Annotated in this window: 22 protein-coding genes; 4 read left to right on the forward strand and 18 right to left on the reverse strand. The window is 46.7% G+C overall.

Translation table 11 applies throughout. From position 1 onward, the window contains the following. Positions 1 to 141: 141 nt before the first annotated feature. The gene (locus MHH76_RS15555; RefSeq protein ID WP_020452564.1) at positions 142 to 1,377 is read right to left on the reverse strand and encodes a malic enzyme-like NAD(P)-binding protein; all 1,236 of its coding nucleotides are present in this window, start codon (positions 1,375 to 1,377) and stop codon (positions 142 to 144) included. A 142-nt stretch (positions 1,378 to 1,519) separates the two neighbouring features. Then, the gene (gene dnaE / locus MHH76_RS15560; RefSeq protein ID WP_025810999.1) at positions 1,520 to 4,864 is read right to left on the reverse strand and encodes a DNA polymerase III subunit alpha; all 3,345 of its coding nucleotides are present in this window, start codon (positions 4,862 to 4,864) and stop codon (positions 1,520 to 1,522) included. Between the two features lie 139 nt (positions 4,865 to 5,003). Between dnaE and MHH76_RS15565 the strand changes: the two genes are divergently transcribed. The 3 genes from MHH76_RS15565 (at position 5,004) to MHH76_RS15575 (ending at position 6,136) form a co-directional block, all read left to right on the forward strand. Then, on the forward strand, positions 5,004 to 5,345 hold the full coding sequence (locus MHH76_RS15565; protein ID WP_003184343.1) for a YtrH family sporulation protein: 342 nt from the start codon (positions 5,004 to 5,006) through the stop codon (positions 5,343 to 5,345). Beyond that, entirely contained in the window at positions 5,342 to 5,845 is a 504-nt protein-coding gene (ytrI, locus tag MHH76_RS15570) for a sporulation membrane protein YtrI (RefSeq protein WP_020452566.1), read from the forward strand. Before MHH76_RS15565 ends, ytrI begins: the two co-directional genes overlap by 4 nt. A gap of 111 nt (positions 5,846 to 5,956) precedes the next feature. Next, positions 5,957 to 6,136, forward strand: coding sequence for a hypothetical protein (locus tag MHH76_RS15575; RefSeq protein ID WP_020452567.1), 180 nt, complete (start codon positions 5,957 to 5,959; stop codon positions 6,134 to 6,136). Positions 6,137 to 6,249: 113 nt separating this feature from the next. Here the strand turns inward: MHH76_RS15575 and MHH76_RS15580 are convergent, their stop codons facing one another. Further along, entirely contained in the window at positions 6,250 to 7,194 is a 945-nt protein-coding gene (locus MHH76_RS15580; protein WP_023855493.1) for a bifunctional oligoribonuclease/PAP phosphatase NrnA, read from the reverse strand. A 146-nt stretch (positions 7,195 to 7,340) separates the two neighbouring features. Here MHH76_RS15580 and MHH76_RS15585 point away from each other — a divergent pair, with 146 nt between their 5' ends. Then, positions 7,341 to 7,643 carry a YtpI family protein gene (locus MHH76_RS15585; RefSeq protein ID WP_023855494.1) on the forward strand — a complete coding sequence of 101 codons (303 nt, stop codon included), beginning with the start codon at positions 7,341 to 7,343 and terminating at the stop codon, positions 7,641 to 7,643. Between the two features lie 28 nt (positions 7,644 to 7,671). On the opposite strand, the gene MHH76_RS15590 is transcribed toward MHH76_RS15585, so the two are convergent. The 15 genes from MHH76_RS15590 to sppA all read right to left on the reverse strand — a co-directional run bounded on the left by MHH76_RS15590 (position 7,672) and on the right by sppA (position 20,969). Next, positions 7,672 to 8,994 carry a CBS domain-containing protein gene (locus MHH76_RS15590; RefSeq protein ID WP_020452570.1) on the reverse strand — a complete coding sequence of 441 codons (1,323 nt, stop codon included), beginning with the start codon at positions 8,992 to 8,994 and terminating at the stop codon, positions 7,672 to 7,674. A gap of 92 nt (positions 8,995 to 9,086) precedes the next feature. After that, positions 9,087 to 9,644: a PadR family transcriptional regulator gene (locus tag MHH76_RS15595; protein WP_020452571.1), complete on the reverse strand. Its 558-nt coding sequence runs from the start codon at positions 9,642 to 9,644 to the stop codon at positions 9,087 to 9,089. A gap of 117 nt (positions 9,645 to 9,761) precedes the next feature. Beyond that, positions 9,762 to 10,448, reverse strand: a complete 687-nt coding sequence (locus MHH76_RS15600; RefSeq protein WP_020452572.1) for a metal-dependent hydrolase — start codon at positions 10,446 to 10,448, stop codon at positions 9,762 to 9,764. A gap of 32 nt (positions 10,449 to 10,480) precedes the next feature. Next, a complete protein-coding gene (locus tag MHH76_RS15605; protein ID WP_023855495.1) occupies positions 10,481 to 11,242 on the reverse strand; it encodes an SDR family oxidoreductase in 762 nt (253 codons plus the stop codon). Between the two features lie 165 nt (positions 11,243 to 11,407). Beyond that, positions 11,408 to 11,551, reverse strand: coding sequence for a hypothetical protein (locus MHH76_RS15610; RefSeq protein WP_020452574.1), 144 nt, complete (start codon positions 11,549 to 11,551; stop codon positions 11,408 to 11,410). A gap of 74 nt (positions 11,552 to 11,625) precedes the next feature. Beyond that, positions 11,626 to 13,005: an argininosuccinate lyase gene (gene argH / locus MHH76_RS15615; RefSeq protein WP_020452575.1), complete on the reverse strand. Its 1,380-nt coding sequence runs from the start codon at positions 13,003 to 13,005 to the stop codon at positions 11,626 to 11,628. After that, positions 13,002 to 14,213, reverse strand: a complete 1,212-nt coding sequence (locus MHH76_RS15620) for an argininosuccinate synthase (protein WP_023855496.1) — start codon at positions 14,211 to 14,213, stop codon at positions 13,002 to 13,004. The genes argH and MHH76_RS15620 overlap by 4 nt, the downstream gene beginning before the upstream one ends. Before the next feature lie 193 nt (positions 14,214 to 14,406). Beyond that, positions 14,407 to 14,925 (reverse strand): molybdenum cofactor biosynthesis protein B, encoded by a 519-nt coding sequence (locus MHH76_RS15625; protein ID WP_023855497.1) that lies wholly within the window; start codon positions 14,923 to 14,925, stop codon positions 14,407 to 14,409. Between the two features lie 99 nt (positions 14,926 to 15,024). Continuing rightward, a complete protein-coding gene (locus MHH76_RS15630; protein ID WP_025810997.1) occupies positions 15,025 to 16,212 on the reverse strand; it encodes an acetate kinase in 1,188 nt (395 codons plus the stop codon). 229 nt (positions 16,213 to 16,441) lie between these two features. Further along, on the reverse strand, positions 16,442 to 17,428 hold the full coding sequence (locus MHH76_RS15635; protein ID WP_020452579.1) for a class I SAM-dependent methyltransferase: 987 nt from the start codon (positions 17,426 to 17,428) through the stop codon (positions 16,442 to 16,444). A gap of 85 nt (positions 17,429 to 17,513) precedes the next feature. Then, positions 17,514 to 18,017 (reverse strand): thiol peroxidase, encoded by a 504-nt coding sequence (gene tpx / locus MHH76_RS15640; protein WP_023855499.1) that lies wholly within the window; start codon positions 18,015 to 18,017, stop codon positions 17,514 to 17,516. A gap of 137 nt (positions 18,018 to 18,154) precedes the next feature. Continuing rightward, entirely contained in the window at positions 18,155 to 18,613 is a 459-nt protein-coding gene (ytfJ, locus tag MHH76_RS15645) for a GerW family sporulation protein (protein ID WP_020452581.1), read from the reverse strand. Positions 18,614 to 18,625: 12 nt separating this feature from the next. Next, positions 18,626 to 19,309, reverse strand: coding sequence for a DUF2953 domain-containing protein (locus MHH76_RS15650; protein ID WP_020452582.1), 684 nt, complete (start codon positions 19,307 to 19,309; stop codon positions 18,626 to 18,628). Between the two features lie 118 nt (positions 19,310 to 19,427). Beyond that, positions 19,428 to 19,946, reverse strand: a complete 519-nt coding sequence (locus MHH76_RS15655; protein ID WP_020452583.1) for an RDD family protein — start codon at positions 19,944 to 19,946, stop codon at positions 19,428 to 19,430. 15 nt (positions 19,947 to 19,961) lie between these two features. Continuing rightward, positions 19,962 to 20,969, reverse strand: a complete 1,008-nt coding sequence (gene sppA / locus MHH76_RS15660) for a signal peptide peptidase SppA (protein WP_020452584.1) — start codon at positions 20,967 to 20,969, stop codon at positions 19,962 to 19,964. Between the last annotated feature and the right edge of the window lie 15 nt (positions 20,970 to 20,984).

Consider the following 20,984-nt stretch of genomic DNA (forward strand, 5'->3'; position numbering starts at 1 on the left):
ATTTGAAAAAATTTTTTACAGCCCGCATATTCCCTTACAAGTGTCCCCAATAAGAGGAAAAACTGTACATCATATTCGAGAAACAGCGCGTGACGGCTCTTTAGGCCAGAGCAATCACGCGCTGATCACAAAAATGGAGTTTTATTTTCCTTCAATTACTGCAAGCTTTCTTGTCTTTTCAGCGACTTCTTCAGGATCGACATCGATTCGTGCAACACCTGTTTCCATCGCGGCTTTCGCTACCGCTTTGGCAACGGCCGGTGCGACCCTTGGATCGAACGGAGCCGGAATGACATATTCGGGGCTCAGCTCTTCGTCGGAAACGAGTGATGCGATCGCCTCAACCGCGGCGATTTTCATTTCTTCGTTAATATGTGTCGCGCGGACGTCGAGCGCCCCGCGGAAGATGCCGGGGAATGCGAGAACGTTGTTCACTTGGTTAGGGAAGTCAGAGCGTCCCGTTCCAACGACGCTTGCTCCGGCTTCATGCGCTTCAGCAGGCATGATTTCAGGATTTGGATTCGCCATGGCGAAGATGATCGGTTTGTCAGCCATGCTTTCAACCATTTCTTTTGTCAAAGCGCCTTCGACGGAAACTCCGATAAAGACATCGGCGTCTTTGATCACATCTTTGAGCGATCCGTCTATGCGGTTTTTGTTCGTATATTTTGCGACTTCATCTTTAACAGCGTTCATGCCGTTCGGACGGCCTTCGTAAATCGCGCCTTTCGTGTCGCACATGATGATATCGCGCACGCCGAAATGATAAAGAAGCTTGATAATGGCAATTCCCGCTGCCCCGGCGCCGTTTGCCACGACTTTGACGGAAGACATCGATTTGCCAGACAGCTTAAGCGCATTGACGAGACCGGCTACCGTAACGATTGCAGTACCGTGCTGGTCATCGTGAAACACCGGGATTTTTGTTTCTTTTTTGAGGCGTTCTTCAATGACAAAACAGTTCGGCGCTGCAATGTCTTCAAGATTGACGCCGCCGAATGTCGGCTCAAGCAGCTTGACCGTCTCAACAATTTTGTCGACATCAGATGTATTTAAACAGATTGGGAATGCGTCCACACCGGCAAAGCTTTTGAAAAGAACCGCTTTTCCTTCCATAACCGGAAGGGCGGCTTCAGGGCCGATATTGCCGAGGCCGAGCACTGCCGTTCCGTCCGAGACGACTGCTACCATGTTTCCCTTCATTGTATAATCGTATACTTTGCTGTTATCATCGTAAATCGCTTTGCAGGGCTCAGCCACACCCGGAGAATATGCAAGGCTTAAATCATCCGCATTGCGAACCTGCACTTTTGATTTTGATTCCAATTTGCCCTGGTTTACTTTGTGCATATGCAGCGCTTTTTCTTTCAATGACATGTTAACAAACACTCCTTCAAGGGAATTTTGCCAAAAACTTTGCTTCGTTTTCTGCTTAAGATTCTTGTAAGACGAACCCTAGAATCTTAAAAATGATAACACAATTGACCGCTTTTTTGATCAATAATGCTCAAAATACCTGCTATCTGAGCACGACATTTTTCTCACCTACAACGCTTTTCAGCCTGTAGAGGGCAGCGTGGTCAGCCTTGATGTTGTAGCTTTCCGGCAGCTGCATCGTTTGTTTCCGTTTTTCATAATAGACGCAGACCGGCGTTTCCCCTTTGTGTTCAAGCAGGATGCTGCTGATTTTCTTAAAGATATCGTGGGTGTGCTGACTTTCCTCCACTTTAATATAGACGGACGGCTGCTTTTTAGCATGAAGCGATTCGACAAGCGATGCCCCGGCGATGATCAGCTGGCGCTTTTCATTCCTTGTCTCAAGACGTCCTTCTGCAAAAAGCGATACGCCTTCTTCCAGGATCGGGGAAAGCTGTCTGAACTGTTCAGGAAAAACAACCGCTTCGATTTCCCCGCTTTCATCGCTCAGCTCCAGAAAAGCCATCGTCTGTCCCGTTTTTGTACGGATCGTCTTCATCTTCGTCAAAAGTCCGCCCAAAGCCGCCTTTTTACGGCTGGAGGCGAGCAGCTGAATAATCGGCAGCGCACCTGCACGGTCCAGCTTCTTGCGGTGAACGCTCAGCGGATGGTCAGAAAAGTAAATGCCGAGCGTCTCCTTCTCGTGTGCCAGCAGGTCGACGAGCGGCATTTCTTCCGTCTCGGCGTACTTCGGCTTAATTGTCAAGCCTTCATCGAGAAAGAAGCCGAGCTGATCATTGTCTCCTGCAAACAATTCGGCATGCTCCAGCGCGACATCGACAGAAGCGAGCAAAGTGGCCCGGTTTTCACCGAATTCATCCATTGCTCCGGCAAAAATTAAAGCTTCAATCGTTTTCCGGTTCACGCTTTTCACAGAAGTCCTGACACAAAAGTCAAACAAATCTGCGAACGGCTTTTCTTTTCTCGCCCTGTAGATTTCTTTCACAGCCGAAATACCGACGCCTTTAACAGCCCTTAAACTGTAGCGCAGCGCCCCGTTTTCCACGACGAACGGATAGCCGCTCTTATTAATGGAAGGACCTAAAACATGCAGCCCTTTCCCTTTCGCTTCATAGATGTACTGAGCAAGCTTTTCCTCATTTCCGATCGCACTCGTCAAGAGGCCGCACATAAAGTAGAGGGGGTAATGCGCTTTTAAATAAGCGAGCTGGTAGCCGATCATGCTGTATGCAACCGCATGACTCCGGTTAAAACCGTAATTGGCGAATTTTACAATCAGATCGTATACTTCATTAGCCGCTTGTACGGAATACCCTTTTTTCAAGCATCCACTAATAAAATGATTTCTCTCTGTATCGAGAATTTCCTTGTTTTTTTTGCCGACCGCCCTTCGCAAAAGATCGGCTTCTCCAAGCCTGAAACCCGCCATCCGCGATGCGATCATCATGATCTGTTCCTGATAAACGATCACGCCGTATGTATCTTTCAAAATCTCGGCCAAATCCTCGTGCGGATAAGACACGGCAACCCGTCCGTGCTTTCGTTCGATATACAGCGGGATATTTTCCATCGGGCCCGGGCGGTACAAGGCATTAACAGCGACAATGTCTTCAAGGCTTGATGGCTTGAGCCTTTTTAAAACGTTTCTCATGCCGGCTGATTCGAGCTGGAAAATACCTGTCGTATCTCCTTCTGACAGCAGCTTAAACGTCTGTTCATCTTCATAGGGAATCGCCGAAAAATCGATGGTGACCCGCTCGCTTTTTTCGATCAGCGTTTTGATCGATTCAATGAGCGTTAAATTGCGCAAGCCGAGAAAATCCATTTTCAATAGTCCCAAGTCTTCGAGATAGCCCATCGAATATTGCGTTAAATATACACCGTCATGTCCTTCCTGTATCGGTATGATATTCGTCAGTGGCTCCTCGCTCAACACGACGCCCGCCGCATGAATGGACGTATGCCGCGGAAGCCCTTCGATTTTCTGAGCCGTTTTAAATATGTCCTGAAGCTTCTTGGACCCGTTCAGGCGCTTGTCCAGTTCAACAGAAAGAGCTCTCGCCTCTTTCAGCGTCACTCCAGGTTTGGACGGAATCAATTTCGCCAACTGGTCGGCTTCTTTCGGACTGATGCCCATCACCCTGCCGACGTCCCGGAGCGCCGCTTTTGCGGCCAATGTACCAAACGTGATAATTTGCGCTACGTGCAGTGCCCCGTATTTATTTTTCACGTATTGGATGACTTCATCCCTTCTCGTATCGGGAAAATCGATATCGATATCGGGCATGCTGATGCGCTCCGGATTTAAAAACCGTTCAAACAGCAATTTGTGCTTGATCGGATCGACATCTGTGATAAACAGCGTATAAGCGACGAGAGAGCCGGCCGCCGACCCCCGCCCCGGCCCTGTGATAATGCCGTTGTCGTGGGCGAACTTCATGAAATCCCAGACGATCAAAAAATAGTCGCTGAACGCCATGTCGCGAATCACTTTCAGCTCATACTCAAGCCGTTCGACATACTCCCTCGGAGCGGCATCGAACCGTTTTTCCAGTCCGAGAAAGCAAAGCTCAGCCAAATAATCGTCAGCATTCTTGCCGGAAGGCGCCGGATATTTCGGCAGGCGCGTCTGGCCAAGGCTCAGGTCCACCTGGCACAGATCCGCGATTTTGACTGTATTCTCCAACGCGTCCGGACGATCCCTGTAAATGTCAAGCATTTCAGCGGGCGGCTTGAGCTCAAGATGCAGATCTCCTTCGGCCTTCATGTCTTCGTTCAGCTTCTCGCCCGCTTTAATCGCTTTTAAACACGTATAAGCTGCCGCATCCTCTTTTTCGATGTAGCGTACATCGCCGGTTGCGGCAATCGGAATTCCCGTATGTTCGCTGAGCTCCAGAATGCGTTCAGAAAGAAGCGGGTCGCCCTTGTACGGCTGATACGACAAATAAAAGCTGCCCTCTCCGAAGATCGAAAGACAGCGGAGGGCGGCGTTCTTCGCCTCTTCGATCAGCCCTTCTTTCAACAGCGCTTCAACATGGCTTGTCCCGCCCGTTGTCAGCGCAATGAGCCCTTCATGATAACTTTTGAGCCATTTTTCTTTGATGCCGGTTTTTGATTTCGACTGCAACACGCTGCTGATTTTCAGCAGGTTTTGGTAGCCTTTGTTTGTTTTCGCCAAAAGAACGAGCGGATATGAAAGCTGTTCTTTTTCATCTGTTAAAACTGAGGCTGTAAGCCCGATAATCGGCTTGATGCCGCGTTTTTTGCATGATTTATAAAATTCCACCGCCCCGTACATGACCTCATCATCCGTCAGCGCCATTGCGCTGTAGCCCAGCTCTTTGGCTTTGGCCGTGAGGTCCTCTACGGAAGCGGCGCTGTTTAATAAGCTGTAACCGCTGTGTACTTGCAGGTGAACAAAAGGCATTTCTGTCACCCCTTCCTTTTTCGAGCCGTCTCTTTTCATTATATGATGGGATCGAATGAGAAACAAATGTTCTTTCTTTGATCAACAATCATACTTGTCTTTCTTTATCCATATAGTGTGATAAGGTGAGGTGATCGGAATGGATCCTGAACAGCCCTTTTTTCCAAACTTTATCAGCTGTTATTTTATTGCGCTAGGAGTGCTTCTCGGCGGTTGCTTAATCGGAGGGATCGGCGCCTATCTGTCGGGACAGCCGCCTTTAACGATTATTACAAGCCTCGCAAACCGTCTAAAAATCTGGGCGCTGGTTGCGGCAATCGGCGGCACGTTTGACGCGGTCTACAGCTTTGAAAGGGGCATTATCGAAGGCAATACGAGAGACATCGTAAAACAGCTTCTCCTGATTCTTTCGGCGATGGGAGGAGCGCAGACCGGTTATCTGATCATCAATTGGCTCACACAGGAGCATATTTCCTCATGAGAATCCCTCCTTATTATAAAAAACCGGGTTGGCAGCGTTTTTTTGCGGGAATGATGTGCGGAGCCATCATCAGCTGGGTCGTGTTCCTGTTTACATACGGCACCTTTCAGGAGAAGCAGGTCGTCTTGATAAGAGAACAGAAAGAGCGCATCAATGATTTAAATGACCAGATCACCATTTACCGGGAGGACCTTCATAAGCTGAATGAAGACAATAAAAGAAAACTGCTGATTCAAAGCGTCGACGTCAAGCTGATCAACGGCAAGCAATACAAATTGTCACAGCCCGACATGATGAACTTTGAAGAGCGTATCCGGGATAATATTTCGGATGTCATCACAAAGGATATCGAAAGCGTCTACCGGACGAAGGAGCTTTTAAAGCGGACGATTGAAAATAAAGAGTATACGATAAACGATAAAACGTACAAAGCGAAAGTCACCGAACTGACGATTTATACACGGCTTTCCGTTGAAATCAAAATCTCTTTTTCCGAATAAAATTATGGATTTTTTTTTACGATTTACATGCATTCGTCGCTTTTTTCCATATTTTAATTTAAACTGACAGTAAGCGATATGTAAGTTTTTTTAAAAAGGGAGGAAAGCAGAATGTACATTTACAGTTACCATCAGCTGGCAAGAGATAAAGTCAACCGGATCAAGCTGGGCTACTCGGCTTATGCGGAAACCGAAAGTCTCGCGTCCCTTATCAAAAGAGAGTTAAGAGCCCAAAACATCCATGTTTATGAGGATGTAACAGATATCGGATCATGGTTTATACCTGAATAAGCAGCAGCTGTGATGCGTAAAATGATCTGCTTACACTTTGCTGCTTACTTTTTCGCAAAATATAATGCAAACGCTTGCAGTTGAACTGCACAAAAAAAGAGGGACTTCCCCTCTTATTTGTTTTCTTTGCATATGCGCTCCAAGTCAGCGATGACAAGATCGGTGTCTTTCCAGTCATAGATGGAAGCACCGGCTGCGAGCGGATGGCCTCCGCCGTTGTATTTTTTAGCGACTTCATTGACAATCGGCCCCTTTGAACGAAGCCTTACCCTGATCTGGTCGGCTTCCTCCACAAAAAACACCCATGCTTTGATTCCTGAAATATTGCCGAGCGTGCTGACAAGCTGTGAAGCTTCAGACGGCGTAATATTGTATTGATGCAAAATGTCACGGGTGATGAATACCGACGCCACACCGTTTTCGGACAGAGAAACATTCTGGTAAATGTAACCGTTCAGCCTCACAACATTTAATTTCGTCTCATACAATTGATTAAAAAGCGCCTGAGAATTAAAAGGATACTCAATCAGCTCTCCGGCATATTTCAATGTCTTTTTTGTCGTGTTCGGAAATAAGAAGCGCCCTGTATCCCCCACAATGCCGGCATAGATCAGTTCGGCACCCTTTGTCGGAAGCGTCCATCCCGCTTGTTCTTTACCCGCTAAATACAGTTCGTAAATCATCTCGCTCGTCGAGCTCGCATTCGTATCCACCCATAAAAGGTCGCCGTATTGGTCTTCATTCGGATGATGGTCGATTTTGATCAGCTTGTCGCCCATGTTGTAGCGCGAATCGGAAATTCTCGCTTGATTGGCCGTGTCACAGACGATGACAAGTGCATTTTCATACACCGGGTCTTCAATCACATCCGGGGTGTACAAAAAAGCGAGGGAAGGCTCGGGCGTTCCGACCGCGAAAATATTTTTTTCAGGATAGGTTGCCCTCAGGATTTCCGCAAGGCCGCATTGGGATCCGTAGGCATCGGGATCCGGTCTCACATGTCTATGTATAATGATCGTGTCATATAATGATATGGTTCTGATGATTTCTTTTTTCATGACGCGCCCCTTCTTTACTTTGTTTTTAACCATTAAATCATAATCTGTTGTTGGTGGAAAGTGAAAGTTATGACTTTTTATTGTAGAAAGCGAACCCGATTATGTATACAATGGGTTTGTAAAACTTACAATGGAGGATGTCGATTATGCCGTTTTTTGTTTTTTTCATTGTGGTTTCAGCGATAGCTTATGGGTACTTCAAAGTAAGGTATGTGCGCACCAAAAAAGCGATTGAACGGGAATACTATTCGGCCAAGTCAAGCATGAGTCTGGGCCTGTTTATCATGTTCTTCGGCGCCAATCAGCTGCTTTTAAACCGCGGCACGCTGGCTGTCGTCATCGGCGTTATTTTTATGCTGACCGGGCTCGGGAGCATGTGGGCCGGCTACAGAGCCTATAAGCACTATGTCCCTTTGCTTGCGAAAGAAAACGAACGGGAAAACGCATAAGCGAAAAGAGGGACACTGGCCGCGTCCCTTAGCTTCTTTCCATCAGCTGAACCATCATCATCGCTTTGCCGACGAGAGCACCCTGGTGAAAAACTTCTATATCCATTTTTCCGAACTTTCTCCCGGCTTCGAGAATGTTCGGTTTTATTTCAATGACAGACTCCATTTGCACAGGCTTTAAAAAATAAATCGTCATGCTCTCTATCACGAGTTCGCCTTTTTTGTGCGACCGCAAAAAACGGTTTGCAGCTTCGGTCAAAATCGTCGTAAACACGCCGTAGGAAATCGTTCCCAAGTGGTTTGTCATTTGCGGCGTTACTTCGTATTGATAAACCGGATCCGGCTTGTTTTTGTCATTGTCCGATTCTTTGAAACCGCCTGTCACAATGTCATCGAGTTTTTCGCCGACCTGAGGCTGCTTCTGAATCATTTGAAGCGCCTTTAATACGTCCTGCCTGCTGATCATGCCGATCAGCTTTTGCCGCTCGTCAACGACGGGAAGCACTTCGATTCCTTCCCAGACCATCATCTGCGCCGCTGAAGCGACTGACGTTTTGCCGATTACTGTAATCGGGTTTTTCGTCATGACTTTTTCAATCAATACAGAGCGGTCATATCCGGCAACATCTTTTGAAGTTAAAATGCCGTGGATTTTCATCTGCTCGTCAACGATGGGAAAACGTCCATGCCCCGTTTCAAAGTTTTTCTCATACCATCTTTCGAGCTTTTCATGAGGGGATAAGCAGACCGTTTTTTCCAAAGGGGTCAAAATATCCTCGACAAGCACGACCTCTTTTTTGATGAGCTGGTCATAAATCGCCCTGTTGATCATCGCGGCTACAGTAAACGTGTCATAGCTTGTAGAAATGACCGGGAGCTCGAGCCTGTCGGCAAGCTCAATAATCTCCGGCTCCGTATCAAAACCGCCGGTCACCAGCACGGCAGCACCCGCTTCCAAAGCCTGGCGGTGCGCATCGATTCGGTTGCCGACAATCAGCAGGTTGCCCGCCCCGGTATATCTCATCATCGCATCAAGCTTCATCGCTCCGATGACGAATTTGTTGAGCGTTTTATGAAGCCCTGCTTTTCCGCCAAGCACATGGCCGTCAATGACATTGACCACTTCAGCGTATGTCAGTTTTTCAATATTCTCTTTTTTCTTTTGCTCGATCCTGATCGTTCCGACCCTTTCGATCGTGCTGACAAACCCTTTATTCTCGGCTTCTTTTATCGCTCTGTAAGCAGTTCCTTCACTGACTTTCATTTCCTTCGCAATCCGCCTGACGGAGATTTTTTCGCCGACGGACAAAGAATCAATATATTTTAAAATCTGTTCGTGTTTTGTCGCCAATCGTTTCACCTTCATCCTCTGACTGCTAGATATATTTATTATAAATGGTTGTGCAATTGAACCGCAATCCGCCTTCGCAACATCATGTCCGTCTAAGAGCGATCATTCTCCATCAGAAGAAGCGCTTTTTCAAGCCATGAGCAATAGCCGTTTTCCCGCTCCAGCGCCCGGGTCAATACAAGGTAATGGCCGAAATGAGGCGAGCGGAAAGTTATCGATTCACCCGCTTCGCGCTTCAATTCTTCGAGCTTATTTTTTAAAAAAACGGCTTTCTCCTCCCGCTTTTGAAGCTGATCGGCAAAAAGCCTTTTCGCTTCATCACGTTCCATCGAAGAGATAAAATAAGCTTTCAGCATAAATTCATCTTTTACCGTATCGGGGACCGGTTTGAATTCCGTAAGCCATCCGTGAAGTTCACGCTTTCCGGCCTCTGTGATGGAATACATTTTCTTTTCTAATTTTGAGCCTTGGATCACCGTTTCATATTCGATAAATCCTTCATCCGTCAGCTTTTTCAGCTCGGGATAAATCTGACTGTGCTTGGCGCTCCAAAATTGGCCCAATTCGGCTTTAAAGCGGCTTGTCATATCGTAGCCGCTCAAACTCCCGTGATCAAGGAGCCCCAAAATCGCGTATTTCAATACCCTCATAATATCCTCCCAAGAACAATCCGATTCCTATATTATATCATCATTAACATGTTTTGATAGACATATAACCGGTTCAACCGAAAAAAGGACCCGGATTCGGGTCCTCTAAAAACAAGTTTATTTAAATTCGATTGACTCACCGACCTCAAGCACTTTTCCGACGCCGCCGGGAAGGCTGTCCGCAAATGCATGCGGGTCCTGTTCGATGACGGGGAACGTCGAGTAGTGAACCGGTACAACCTGTTTCGCCCTGAGCCATTCTGCGGCCAGTTTGGCATCCTCCGGGCCCATCGTAAAATTATCGCCGATCGGCAGGAAAGCGAGGTCGATATGATTTAATTCACCGATCAGCTTCATATCTGAGAAAAGCCCAGTGTCTCCTGCATGAAAAATCGTCCTTCCTTCCACAGTCAAGAGGATCCCCGCCGGCATGCCGGTATAGACGATCTTTTGGCTGTCTTCTTCCGTATAAGCCGATCCGTGGAAAGCCTGCGTCAGCTTGACTTGGCCAAAATCGAACTGATGGGAGCCGCCGATATGCATCGGATGGACATTCAGGCCTTTCCATCCCAGATAGACCGCGAGTTCATTCGGAGCTACAACGAGCGAATGATTTCGCTTGGCGATTTCGACGGTATCGCCGACATGATCGTTATGACCGTGGGTCAGCAAAATAACATCCGCTTTAACCTCTTCCGGCTTTAAATCGGTTAAAGAATTTCCTGTAATAAACGGATCGAAGATCAATTGATGATTTCCCGTTTCAACTGTTACCACTGAATGACCATGATATGTCACTTTCATCATATCCACCCCTGTTTTTTAATTTCGCACGTCTAAAGAGAATGACGGTTAATCACATTCAAGCCGCCTGTCGCTTCAATGACTGTTCCCGTAATGTAGTCGGAATGTTCATCGCATAGAAAAGTGATGATCCTTGCGATATCTTCACCGGTTCCCGACCTGCCGATCGGCGTTTCCTCATCAAGTGACGCCCTCGCTTCTGAAATCGAAGCCTCTTTCATATCCCCGACGATGTTGCCTGGACAAACCATGTTGGCTGTGATGCCGGAGCCCGCTTCTTCAATGGCGATCGTTTTTGTTAAAGAAGCCAGCCCCACTTTCGCCGCTCCAAAAGCGGAACGATGCAGCCAGCCCGGCGCATGGTCTGCCCCCTGAAATCCGTATGTGATGATGCGGCCGAACCGCTGGCGCCTCATCACCGGAACAACCGCTTTAAACAGATGGAAGACAGAGCTTAAGTTGCCTTCAAGCATGTCATACCATTCATCATCAGTATAATCTGCAAGCTTTTTTCGTTCAAATATGTATGGGCCGGCATTATTGATCAGAAGATCAATTTTTCCAAATCGCTCAAGTGCGGCATTCACCATCCGGAGCAGGTCTTCTTTCTTGGTGACATCTCCCTTTACAAACTGTAAACGGTCAAGGGATGACCGCCATTTTTCTTTTAGGCGGCTGACAGCTTCTTCGTCCTGCCTGTAATTCACCGTCACTGAGTAGCCTTTTTCAAGCAGGGCTTCCGTCACTTTACGCCCCAAACCTTTTGAACCGGCAGTAATTAACGCATGGCGCACATCTTTCCCTCCCAGGCATTGGTTCTCGGTATTCGCAAATGATTGCATGTATCTACCTATACTTTACTACAAAAGCCAGAGTATATCACATGTGGAGCATCGGGAAATTTGCAATCGCCGCTGGACAGAAGAAAGCTGAAGCCCGCTGTTACGGGCTCCAGCTTTCTATTGTTTATCTGCATCAGCTAACGGCTGTGCGTCATCGTGCGCGACAAATCCGCTGAAATAGGCATCAGAGATTTGCTGAACGGTTTCTTTATCGCCGTCGGCATCATACATGTATGCGTGTTTTGACTGATCTTGTTTCATTGCCACACCCCTTTTCGATTCACAAATCTATTTTGCGTATGAAGCCGCACAGTTATGAATCGAATCGGGAAGTGTTAAAAATTGTTCAAACAATGCTTCGCCTTTTGAATGGCTTCTTCCACCTTTTTGAATCCCGTCCCGCCTTCACTCATCCTTTTTTCGACGGCATGGTGCGGGTCGAGCACGATGTAGACGTCTTCTTCAAACAGTTCGCTTGCCTTTTCGAACTCTTCAAACGGCAGGCCGCTGAGATAAATGCCTTTTTCGATACAAGTGTAGACAAGCTTTCCGACGACTTCGTGCGCCTCTCTGAACGGCATGCCCTTTTTCGCCAGATAGTCGGCAAGTTCGGTAGCATTTGAAAAATCCTGCTCCGTTGCTTTTTTCATCATATTTTTGTTCACTGTCATCGTTTTCGTCATGCCGGCAAAAATCTCAAGGCTTCCTTCGACCGTTTTCACAGTATCAAACATACCTTCTTTGTCTTCCTGCAAATCTTTATTGTACGCTAACGGGAGCCCTTTCATAATCGTCAGGAGGCCGATCAGATCACCGTATACGCGTCCGGTTTTCCCGCGAATGAGCTCTGCCATATCCGGGTTTTTCTTTTGCGGCATCATGCTGCTCCCCGTAGCATAAGTGTCATCAAGCTCAATGAATTTAAATTCCTGCGAACACCAAAGAATGATTTCTTCGGAGAATCTTGACAGATGCATCATCAAAATGCTGCTCGCGCTTAAAAATTCAAGGATGAAATCCCTGTCGCTGACGCCGTCCAAGCTGTTTTCATATATCGAGTCAAACCCGAGCAGACCTGCTGAATATTCACGGTCGATCGGAAATGTCGTTCCAGCGAGCGCCCCGCATCCAAGGGGGGACTTGTTAATCCGCTTGAATGAATCATGATAGCGTTCTTTATCGCGCTCAAGCATCCAGAAGTAAGCGAGCAAATGATGCGCGAACGAGATCGGCTGCGCCCGCTGCAGATGGGTGTATCCCGGCAGTATCGTCTCCACATGTTCTTCCGCTTTTTCGATAAGCACGTGTTGAAAAGCCGTAATCAGCTCGATGATATGCTCTGTGTGCCCTTTTAAATACAGGTGCATATCCGTCGCGACCTGGTCGTTTCGGCTTCTGGCCGTATGAAGCTTTCCGCCGAGCGGCCCGATTTCGTCAATGAGCATTTTTTCAAGGTTGAGGTGAATGTCTTCGTAATCGACTGAAAAATCGAGTTCGTTTTTTTCCGCTTTGTGCAAAAGGGATGTCAGGCCTTCTTTTATTTTGACCGCTTCTGCTTCGGTTAAAATGCCGCATTTTTCAAGCATGGAAGCATGAGCGAGAGACCCTGCGATATCTTCTTTCACGAGCGTTTTGTCAAAGTGGATCGATGCGCCGAACTCATCGACCCATTTTTCCGGTGTTTTTTGGAACCGGCCTCCCCACAGCTTTTTCATGCTTTAATCTGCTCCTTTTTTTGGACGATGCTGTTTACTTTCGTCGGCAGTCCCCACAGCTCGATAAAGCCGACGGCAGCGTGATGATCGAACGCATCGTCTTTTGTATACGTCGCCAGTTTTTCATCATACAGGGAGTATTCGGATTTACGCCCTTCAACGATCGCATGGCCTTTGAACAGCTTGACGCGGACGACGCCCGTGACATGCTTCTGCGTTTCTTTCAGGAAACCGGAAAGCGCGTCTTTAAGCGGAGAAAACCACAGGCCGTTATAGATCACTTCAGCCATTTTTTGTTCGATCAGAGGTTTGAAATGCGCCACTTCTTTTACTAATGTCAAATCTTCAAGCTCTTTGTGCGCCTTCATCAAAGTCATCGCGCCCGGGCATTCGTACACTTCGCGTGATTTGATGCCGACAAGGCGGTTTTCAACATGGTCGATGCGCCCCACTCCATGCGCGCCCGCCAGTTCATTCAGCTTTAAAATCAAGTCTGACAGTGAGTAATGAGCGCCGTCAATGGAAACCGGAATGCCCTCTTCAAAAGCGATTTCGATCACATCGGGGGTATCCGGTGTTTTTTCAAGCGGCTTCGTCAAATCATAAGCCCCTTCAGGAGGCGCCGCCCATGGATCTTCCAGAACTCCGCATTCATTGCTTCTGCCCCACAGGTTCTGGTCAATTGAATACGGGCTGTCAAGATTGATCGGAATCGGAATGCCGTGCTTTTCTGCATACGCGATCTCTTCGTCGCGCGACCATTTCCATTCGCGCACAGGTGCCAGCACCTCTAAATCCGGATTGAGCGATTTAATGGACACCTCGAAGCGCACTTGGTCATTTCCTTTGCCTGTGCAGCCGTGAGCCACGGCTTGGGCGTTCTCTTTTTCAGCCACTTCGACCAGCTTTTTGGCGATCAGCGGTCTGGACAGAGCTGATACAAGCGGGTACTTTCCTTCATAAAGCGTATGGGCCTGGAGGGCGGTCAGTGCAAACTCTTTCGCAAATTCTTCTTTTGCATCGATAACATATGAATTAGAAGCCCCGACTTGAAGCGCTTTTTGCTGAACAAATGCGAGATCCTTTCCCTCCCCGACGTCAAGGCAGCAGGCCACTACATCATATCCCTGTTCCTGCAGCCATTTTATCGCGACAGAAGTATCAAGTCCTCCTGAATATGCTAAAACCACTTTTTTCTTTTGCGTCATTTTGAAAAACTCCTCTCATCTCGGTGCTCTTTTTGTATAAAAATAAGTTTTATTTAATAAAAATACATTTAATATGTATACACTTTAACAAGGAAGTCTGGTTTTTTCAACCTTTTTATAAAAAAAACTTCATTCATTTTTTATGAATGAAGTTCAGTGCATATTCAGCGTTCAGCCGGAGGGCTTTCCGGCTTTATTTTTTCATATCTTTTCTCAGTTCTCTGATGACATGGGCAAGCTCAGGCACAATCAGCTTTGACATTGCAAGCTTAACCGCCCCGCTTGAACCCGGTGTTGCAAACACGGCTTTGTTTTGAATAACACCCGCTGCAGCTCTTGAAAGGATCGCAGCCGCTCCGATATCCTCTGTATAACTCAGCATGCGGAATATCTCCCCAAATCCCGGAATTTCTTTCGAAAAAAGAGGAACGATCGACTCGATTGTTACATCTCTAGAGGCAATGCCCGTCCCTCCGTTTAATAGGATGGCATCGATCCGGTCATCAAGACAGCCTTCCAGCACAGCTTTTTGAATCATTTCCTTTTCATCCTTTACAATCTCATAGGAAACGATCTCATGACCGTCTTCCGCTAAAAACTCTTTCATAAGCCGGCCGCTTTTATCTGTGTCTTCCGTTCTTGTATCGCTGACAGTAATAACTTTGCAGTTGACGCGGTCCGGCGCTTCTTTTTTATGTTCCTCAACACTCATGGCTAAATAGCCTCCTTTATACAGTCTTTTTTCATTATAAAGGGGAAGATGCATAAAAAAAACAGCCTTCCTTGTAAAGAGAAGGCTGTTTTTTTATTTTTAGTGAGCCAGTCTAACGACGTCTCTTGCAATCATCACTTCTTCATTCGTCGGGATGACGAGGACTTTTACAGGTGAATGCGGATAGCTGATAAACGCTTCTTTTCCACGGACGTTATTCAACGCAGGATCCCAATAGACACCCATGAATTCCAAACCATGAAGAACGCGCTCTCTGACTTCAACGCTGTTTTCCCCGATGCCGGCAGTGAAAATGATCGCGTCTACTCCGCTCATTCTCGCTGCATAAGAACCGATGTATTTATGAATTCTGCTTGCGAATACTTCAAGGGCTGTTTCCGCACGTTCATTGCCTTCTTTAGTTGCTTCGACAATATCGCGCAAATCGCTTGAGAATCCGGAAATACCTAAAAGACCGCTCTTTTTATTGAGTGTGTTCAGGACTTCGTCGGCTGTTTGACCCGTTTTTTCCATAATGAACGGGATAAGCGCAGGATCGATGTTTCCTGAACGCGTACCCATCGCCACACCTGCAAGCGGTGTGAAGCCCATTGATGTATCGATTGATTTGCCGCCTTCAACAGCTGCGATGCTCGCGCCGTTTCCAAGGTGGCAGGAAATCAGGCGAAGTTCTTCAATCGGACGGCCGAGCAGCTCTGCCGCGCGTTCAGTCACATATTTATGAGATGTGCCATGGAAACCGTATTTACGGATGCCGAATTTCTCATAGTATTCGTATGGCAGACTGTACAGATAAGATTGTTCCGGCATTGTTTGGTGGAATGCCGTATCAAAAACGGCCACGGCAGGAACATTTGGAAGTACTTCTTTAAACGCTTTAATTCCGACAATATTAGCCGGGTTATGAAGCGGTGCGAGTTCTGAAATCTCCTCGATCTCATGGATCATTTCATTCGTCAATAAAACGGAGTCGCTGAACTTTTCGCCGCCGTGTACGACGCGGTGTCCGATTCCGTCGATTTCATTTAAATCTTTGATAATGCCGAATTTTGTGAGTTTATCCAGCAGCATTTTTACGGCTACGGAGTGATCCGGAATATCTGTTGTTTCGGTCTTTTTTTCGTCGTTGACGGAAATCGTGAAGATGCCGTTATCCAGCCCGATTCGCTCAACAAGGCCTTTTGTTAGTACTTTTTCGCTGGGCATTTCGAACAGTTGAAATTTCAATGATGAGCTTCCAGCATTGATTGCAATAATTTTGGACATAAAATGACGCTCCTTTTTACCTATAGTCCGGTGACATTATGTTCAACCCGGATCATAAAAAATATGTATAAAATCGTTCTTAGTAAATTCAAAAAATATCTGCCTTTCTCATTTAAACACTCAAAAGAGTGCATTTCAAGTCACGATCCGACATGTTAACGCTTTCACAAAGAAATTATTATTTTCTGAATATAAAAACAGATCAGAGAATATATCTTCTCTGATCTGCTTATCTTTTTTCAGCTTGAAACCAGTTGTCGAGTTTGGCTGTCATTTTCAGCATCGCATCCTGATTGGCGAATGATGGAACTTGTGCAAGCAGAACTTGTTTAGGCGCTTTCGCCTGTTCGCCATGCTTTTGTAAAACCAAAATGCTCTTCGCGTGTGCCTCATCTTTGAAAATCGACAGCGGAAGCTGAAGCACTGCATTAATATACGCATTGTCCTTTAAAAAGGTACGCAGCTTTTCGCTTTGGCTGCTTTCGAACAATTGGTTCGGAATCATAAAAAATAAATAGCCGCCCGGTTTCGTATAGGTCAAGCTTTGTTCAATAAACAAATGGTGTGAAAAAGAATGGCCTTCATCTGCCTTTAATTCGAAAGCGCGCGCGCTTTCGTCATCAGGATAATATCCGACGGGAAGATCGCAAATGACCGCATCGGCAGGCTCCATAAAAATCGGCTGCAGGCTGTCCTGGTTAAAAAGCTCGATTTCCTTTTCCTGCAGGTTTGCCTGGACATAGGCGAGCTTGATCAGAACGTCATCAATCTCTGAGCCGAACGCTTTTCCGGCTTCACCGGCCAGCTGGTTCAAGACGGCAAGCAGCAGGTTTCCAGTGCCGACCGCCGGATCAAACAGCGTCAATTCTTTTTTGGGTCCGATGAATTTGTTCACCAGATATCCGATAAATAAACCGATTGTATCGGGCGTCATCTGCCGGTTCGGATGGGGAATATCTTTCTGGCCTTTCAGGATGGCAAGCTGGAAGGCTTTTCGGATCGCCTCATGGCTGCATTCTGAAAAACGCGCACGGCCGAGCAGATCCTTCACCTTTTGTTCGGCTTTTTCGGAAAGCCCGCGGTCCGCGGAACCTGTAAAGAATGCCTCTCCTGCTTCCGCCAATCCTTCTATGTAAGGGATCTGCAGGTCACGTGCGATGATTTCCGCTCCTTTGTCAAGCCATTCATAAATCGTTTCGACTGGATAGTTTTGCATGATGATGTCTCTCCTTATCAAAAAATCAAAGCCATGAAAAGAGCTCCGGCAAGATGATCACCTGGAGCCCTTTTATGAGTTGAATTTACTTAACGAGTGATTTGGCAGCTTCGATGGCTTTGTCATAGTCCGGGTGGTTTGTCGCTTCGCTGACGTATTCAGTGTAGACGACTTTTCCGTTTTCATCTAACACAAATACGGCGCGGGCAAGCAATCTCAATTCTTTAATGTAAAGCCCGAATGCTTCCCCAAAAGACATTTCCCTATGATCTGACAATGTTTCCACATTTTCAATTCCGTTTGCTCCGCACCAGCGAGCCTGTGCAAACGGCAGATCCGCGCTGATCGTATACACTTTCACTGAACCGAGGCCTGCGGCTTCTTCGTTAAAGCGGCGGGTCTGCGCGTCACAAACACCTGTATCGATAGACGGAATCACCGAAATAACGGCTGGTTTGCCTTTAATGTCTTGAAGCGTGACTTCCTCAAGCGAATTGGACAAAACAGTGAAATCAGGCGCCTGGTCTCCGACTTTCACTTCTGAACCTACCAGTGTCACCGGGTTTCCTTTAAATGTAATTGAAGCCATCATCATTCCTCCTTCATTTATGTATGACTCTACTATAAAAGAGTTTAGGACAAACTGCAAAGCTTAAGTCCGGCCGAGACAAAAAAAGTTAACTGCTGCAGGAACAGTTAACTTCTGTGGCCGGAAAGCCGAAGCTTTTAAAATGGAGGCGTCTGGTTTTGGCGGTTCATATTTTGCTTTTGCTTATCGTTTTTCTTAAACATATGCTGAATCCGTTCGATCGTTTGCGGGGCTGCGTCTAAAATCTTATCGATGACGTGCGTGTTTTCATCCAAATGCAGGATTTTAACGCCTGATGATCCGACAATCAAAAAAGCAATCGGCGTAATCGATACGCCTCCCCCGCTTCCCCCGCCAAACGGGAGCTTCGATTCTTTTCGTTCACGATCTCCATCGCTCGCTTTGGATTCGGCCGGTTTATTTCCGCCGAACTCGCTTCCGCCAGCCGCAAAACCGAATCCCACTCTGGAGACGGTTAGGATGACGCTGCCGTCAGGTGTTTCTACAGGATCTCCGATAATGGTATTGACATCGATCATTTCCTTTAAATTTTCCATTGCGGTTTTCATCAAACCTTGAATTGGATGTTCAGCCATATTCCATTCCTCCTATACTGATGAATCATTCTTTGTTGAACCTGACAGATTTTTTGGCAGCTTAAATAAGCCGCGCATTTTCCCTTTCCAGTTCATCACGATTCTAAAAGCTGCGGTTATAGCATGGCCAACGCGAAAATGGAATATACATGTCAGATGCGTTTTAGAGGAGCGGCTGTTAAAGACTGGAATCACTTCGTATTCCGGCTGGCTGTCAAAGCAAAAAATCTGATGCAAGAGAGCCATTGTGCCGGCTTTCAGAGACCAGGCGCCTCCCGTGACGATTCCGGTTAAAGCGGCATCAGGAAAGCCGAGGACTGAGGTCCATTCGAGCTTCGTGATGTGAATCCGCTTCATAAATCGGCGGATAAGCGGCTGCAGATTGATGACCTGTTCCACCAATTTTTTGATTTGCTTCGTATTATCGAACACTTCCCGATAGCCGACTTTTCTCCTCTTTTTATCGTTTTTTAGAGCCGTATTCGTCTGTTCTTTTACATCAACGGTCATATCCTGCTGATTGATTTTAATCACCGGAATTTCCTTTTTGAAGCGCAGAAGCCCAAAACCTGTTCGAACTTTAAAGGTCAGCCGGTCGTCATCGTCTGTATGAAGATATTCGATCGCGATGCGGATTTTCATCATCATTAACGCTGCCAAAAGAAGGAATACTCCCGCAATCCATATGTAAATCATGATTTCACTTCCTCATACTAATCATTATAGGAAGAAATTTGAAAAAATAAACATAGACGGAGCTTATTCTAGGCAGCAAAAAAACCCGGCTGTCTTTCAGCAGCCGGGTTTGATACGCTCAGTCTTTTTTTCGATACAGCTTTTCATGAATAACCGCCGTGTCCGCAAAGAAATCGTGAATCCCCTGTTTCTTTGGCGAAAATGCAGCAACGAGATACGTAATATACAAACTGTTGATATAGCGGCCGATAAGCTCCCTAAACAAGATCACATCCCATGTCAGCCCTTTTTCCGGGACAAGCGACACGACCCTCAGCCCGAATACCATCTTGCCCAACGTCTGTCCGAAATACTTCGTCATCAGGACGAAATAAGCGAAAAATACTGCCGCCGTTACAAAAGAATAAAGCGAAAAGGTGAAAAACCCTGATTCTTTAGGGAGATTCAGCAGGCTGAAAACAGGTGAAACCGCTAATTTGTTGATGCTGCCGACAACAATCCCGTCGAGCAGAAAGGCAAACAGCCTGATCCAAAAACCGGCATATGCATGCTCTACATGCGGGGCCGATTCTTCCCTGGAAACACCGGCGTCCGGTGATAATTCATTATGATCCTTTCCATCATAAGTCACATCCATTTTTTCGGTCCCCTCCTATTTAGCGTATAAATACATGAGTCTCGGTGCGCCGGATTGAGAAATTGCTTCTTTAATGTTTAAGAAATCGGCTTCGCTTTTAAACATCTTATTTGCAGTCATCGAAAAGAGCGACGCAAGGCCGGCCGATTCTTCATAGCTGACAACAGACGCTCCGGCAAGGTTTTTGTGGTCTTTTTTCATCGCTTTGACCGCATCCTCATAGTAGCCGAGCTCATCAATGAGATGGTTCTGTTTCGCCTGGCGGCCGTCATAAACGCGTCCGTCGGCAATTTTTTTCACGTCATTTTCGGACATGCTGCGTCCGTCGGCTATAACATCGACAAATCCTTCGTACGCGTCATCGACCATTGACTGCATGATTTCTCTTTCTTTTTTCGTCATATCGCGCGTCGGTGACATGATGTCTTTAAACTCACCGCTTTTGATCGTTTCCGTTTTCAATCCAAGCTTTTCTGCAAGCTTGCTGTAGTTAAGGCTTTCCATGATGACCCCTAGTGAACCCGTCAGCGTGTCCGGCGCTGCAAAGATTTTGTCGGCAGGCGTTGAAATGTAATAGCCTCCAGATGCAGCCATCGAGCCCATTGATACGTAAATCGGTTTTTTCGTATCTTTTTTGATCTCTTCAAGCTTCTTATGTATTTCGGCGCTTTCGTATACTCCGCCACCCGGAGAATTGACGCGCAGAATAATGCCCTTTACAGCAGAGTCGTCTTTTGCTTTTTCAAGCATTTGCAAAAACGATCTGTGGTTATAGCCTTCAGAGCTGAACAAGCCAGAAGCGCCGCCATTGTCGGAAATCGTTCCGTTCACTTCAAGCACGGCGATTTTTCTTGAGCTGTTTCCTTCTTCAAGCACCGTTTCTTCCTGGGTGTCATTAAGGCCAAACTGCATCTTTCCGTCATTCCCCATCGTGTCAAATACTGCTAGCAAAAGGCTCACCACCGCAGATAACGCAAAAACGCCCAGCGCGATGACAAGTGCGATCCATCTTTTCGCATTCATTTTGTCTGTTCTCCT

The sequence above is a fragment of the Bacillus sp. FSL L8-0193 genome (genome assembly GCF_037976065.1).
In the GTDB taxonomy this organism is placed as follows: Bacteria; Bacillota; Bacilli; order Bacillales; family Bacillaceae; genus Bacillus; species Bacillus paralicheniformis.

Excerpts from the sequence above, each read along its gene's own strand:
- MHH76_RS15555 (WP_020452564.1), bottom strand. The coding sequence starts at position 1,377 with ATGTCATTGAAAGAAAAAGCGCTGCATATGCACAAAGTAAACCAGGGC.
- dnaE (WP_025810999.1), bottom strand. The coding sequence starts at position 4,864 with ATGCCTTTTGTTCACCTGCAAGTACACAGCGGTTACAGCTTATTAAAC.
- MHH76_RS15565 (WP_003184343.1), top strand. The coding sequence starts at position 5,004 with ATGGATCCTGAACAGCCCTTTTTTCCAAACTTTATCAGCTGTTATTTT.
- ytrI (WP_020452566.1), top strand. The coding sequence starts at position 5,342 with ATGAGAATCCCTCCTTATTATAAAAAACCGGGTTGGCAGCGTTTTTTT.
- MHH76_RS15575 (WP_020452567.1), top strand. The coding sequence starts at position 5,957 with ATGTACATTTACAGTTACCATCAGCTGGCAAGAGATAAAGTCAACCGG.
- MHH76_RS15580 (WP_023855493.1), bottom strand. The coding sequence starts at position 7,194 with ATGAAAAAAGAAATCATCAGAACCATATCATTATATGACACGATCATT.
- MHH76_RS15585 (WP_023855494.1), top strand. The coding sequence starts at position 7,341 with ATGCCGTTTTTTGTTTTTTTCATTGTGGTTTCAGCGATAGCTTATGGG.
- MHH76_RS15595 (WP_020452571.1), bottom strand. The coding sequence starts at position 9,644 with ATGAGGGTATTGAAATACGCGATTTTGGGGCTCCTTGATCACGGGAGT.
- MHH76_RS15600 (WP_020452572.1), bottom strand. The coding sequence starts at position 10,448 with ATGAAAGTGACATATCATGGTCATTCAGTGGTAACAGTTGAAACGGGA.
- MHH76_RS15610 (WP_020452574.1), bottom strand. The coding sequence starts at position 11,551 with ATGAAACAAGATCAGTCAAAACACGCATACATGTATGATGCCGACGGC.
- argH (WP_020452575.1), bottom strand. The coding sequence starts at position 13,005 with ATGAAAAAGCTGTGGGGAGGCCGGTTCCAAAAAACACCGGAAAAATGG.
- MHH76_RS15620 (WP_023855496.1), bottom strand. The coding sequence starts at position 14,213 with ATGACGCAAAAGAAAAAAGTGGTTTTAGCATATTCAGGAGGACTTGAT.
- MHH76_RS15625 (WP_023855497.1), bottom strand. The coding sequence starts at position 14,925 with ATGAGTGTTGAGGAACATAAAAAAGAAGCGCCGGACCGCGTCAACTGC.
- MHH76_RS15630 (WP_025810997.1), bottom strand. The coding sequence starts at position 16,212 with ATGTCCAAAATTATTGCAATCAATGCTGGAAGCTCATCATTGAAATTT.
- MHH76_RS15635 (WP_020452579.1), bottom strand. The coding sequence starts at position 17,428 with ATGCAAAACTATCCAGTCGAAACGATTTATGAATGGCTTGACAAAGGA.
- tpx (WP_023855499.1), bottom strand. The coding sequence starts at position 18,017 with ATGGCTTCAATTACATTTAAAGGAAACCCGGTGACACTGGTAGGTTCA.
- ytfJ (WP_020452581.1), bottom strand. The coding sequence starts at position 18,613 with ATGGCTGAACATCCAATTCAAGGTTTGATGAAAACCGCAATGGAAAAT.
- MHH76_RS15650 (WP_020452582.1), bottom strand. The coding sequence starts at position 19,309 with ATGATTTACATATGGATTGCGGGAGTATTCCTTCTTTTGGCAGCGTTA.
- MHH76_RS15655 (WP_020452583.1), bottom strand. The coding sequence starts at position 19,946 with ATGGATGTGACTTATGATGGAAAGGATCATAATGAATTATCACCGGAC.
- sppA (WP_020452584.1), bottom strand. The coding sequence starts at position 20,969 with ATGAATGCGAAAAGATGGATCGCACTTGTCATCGCGCTGGGCGTTTTT.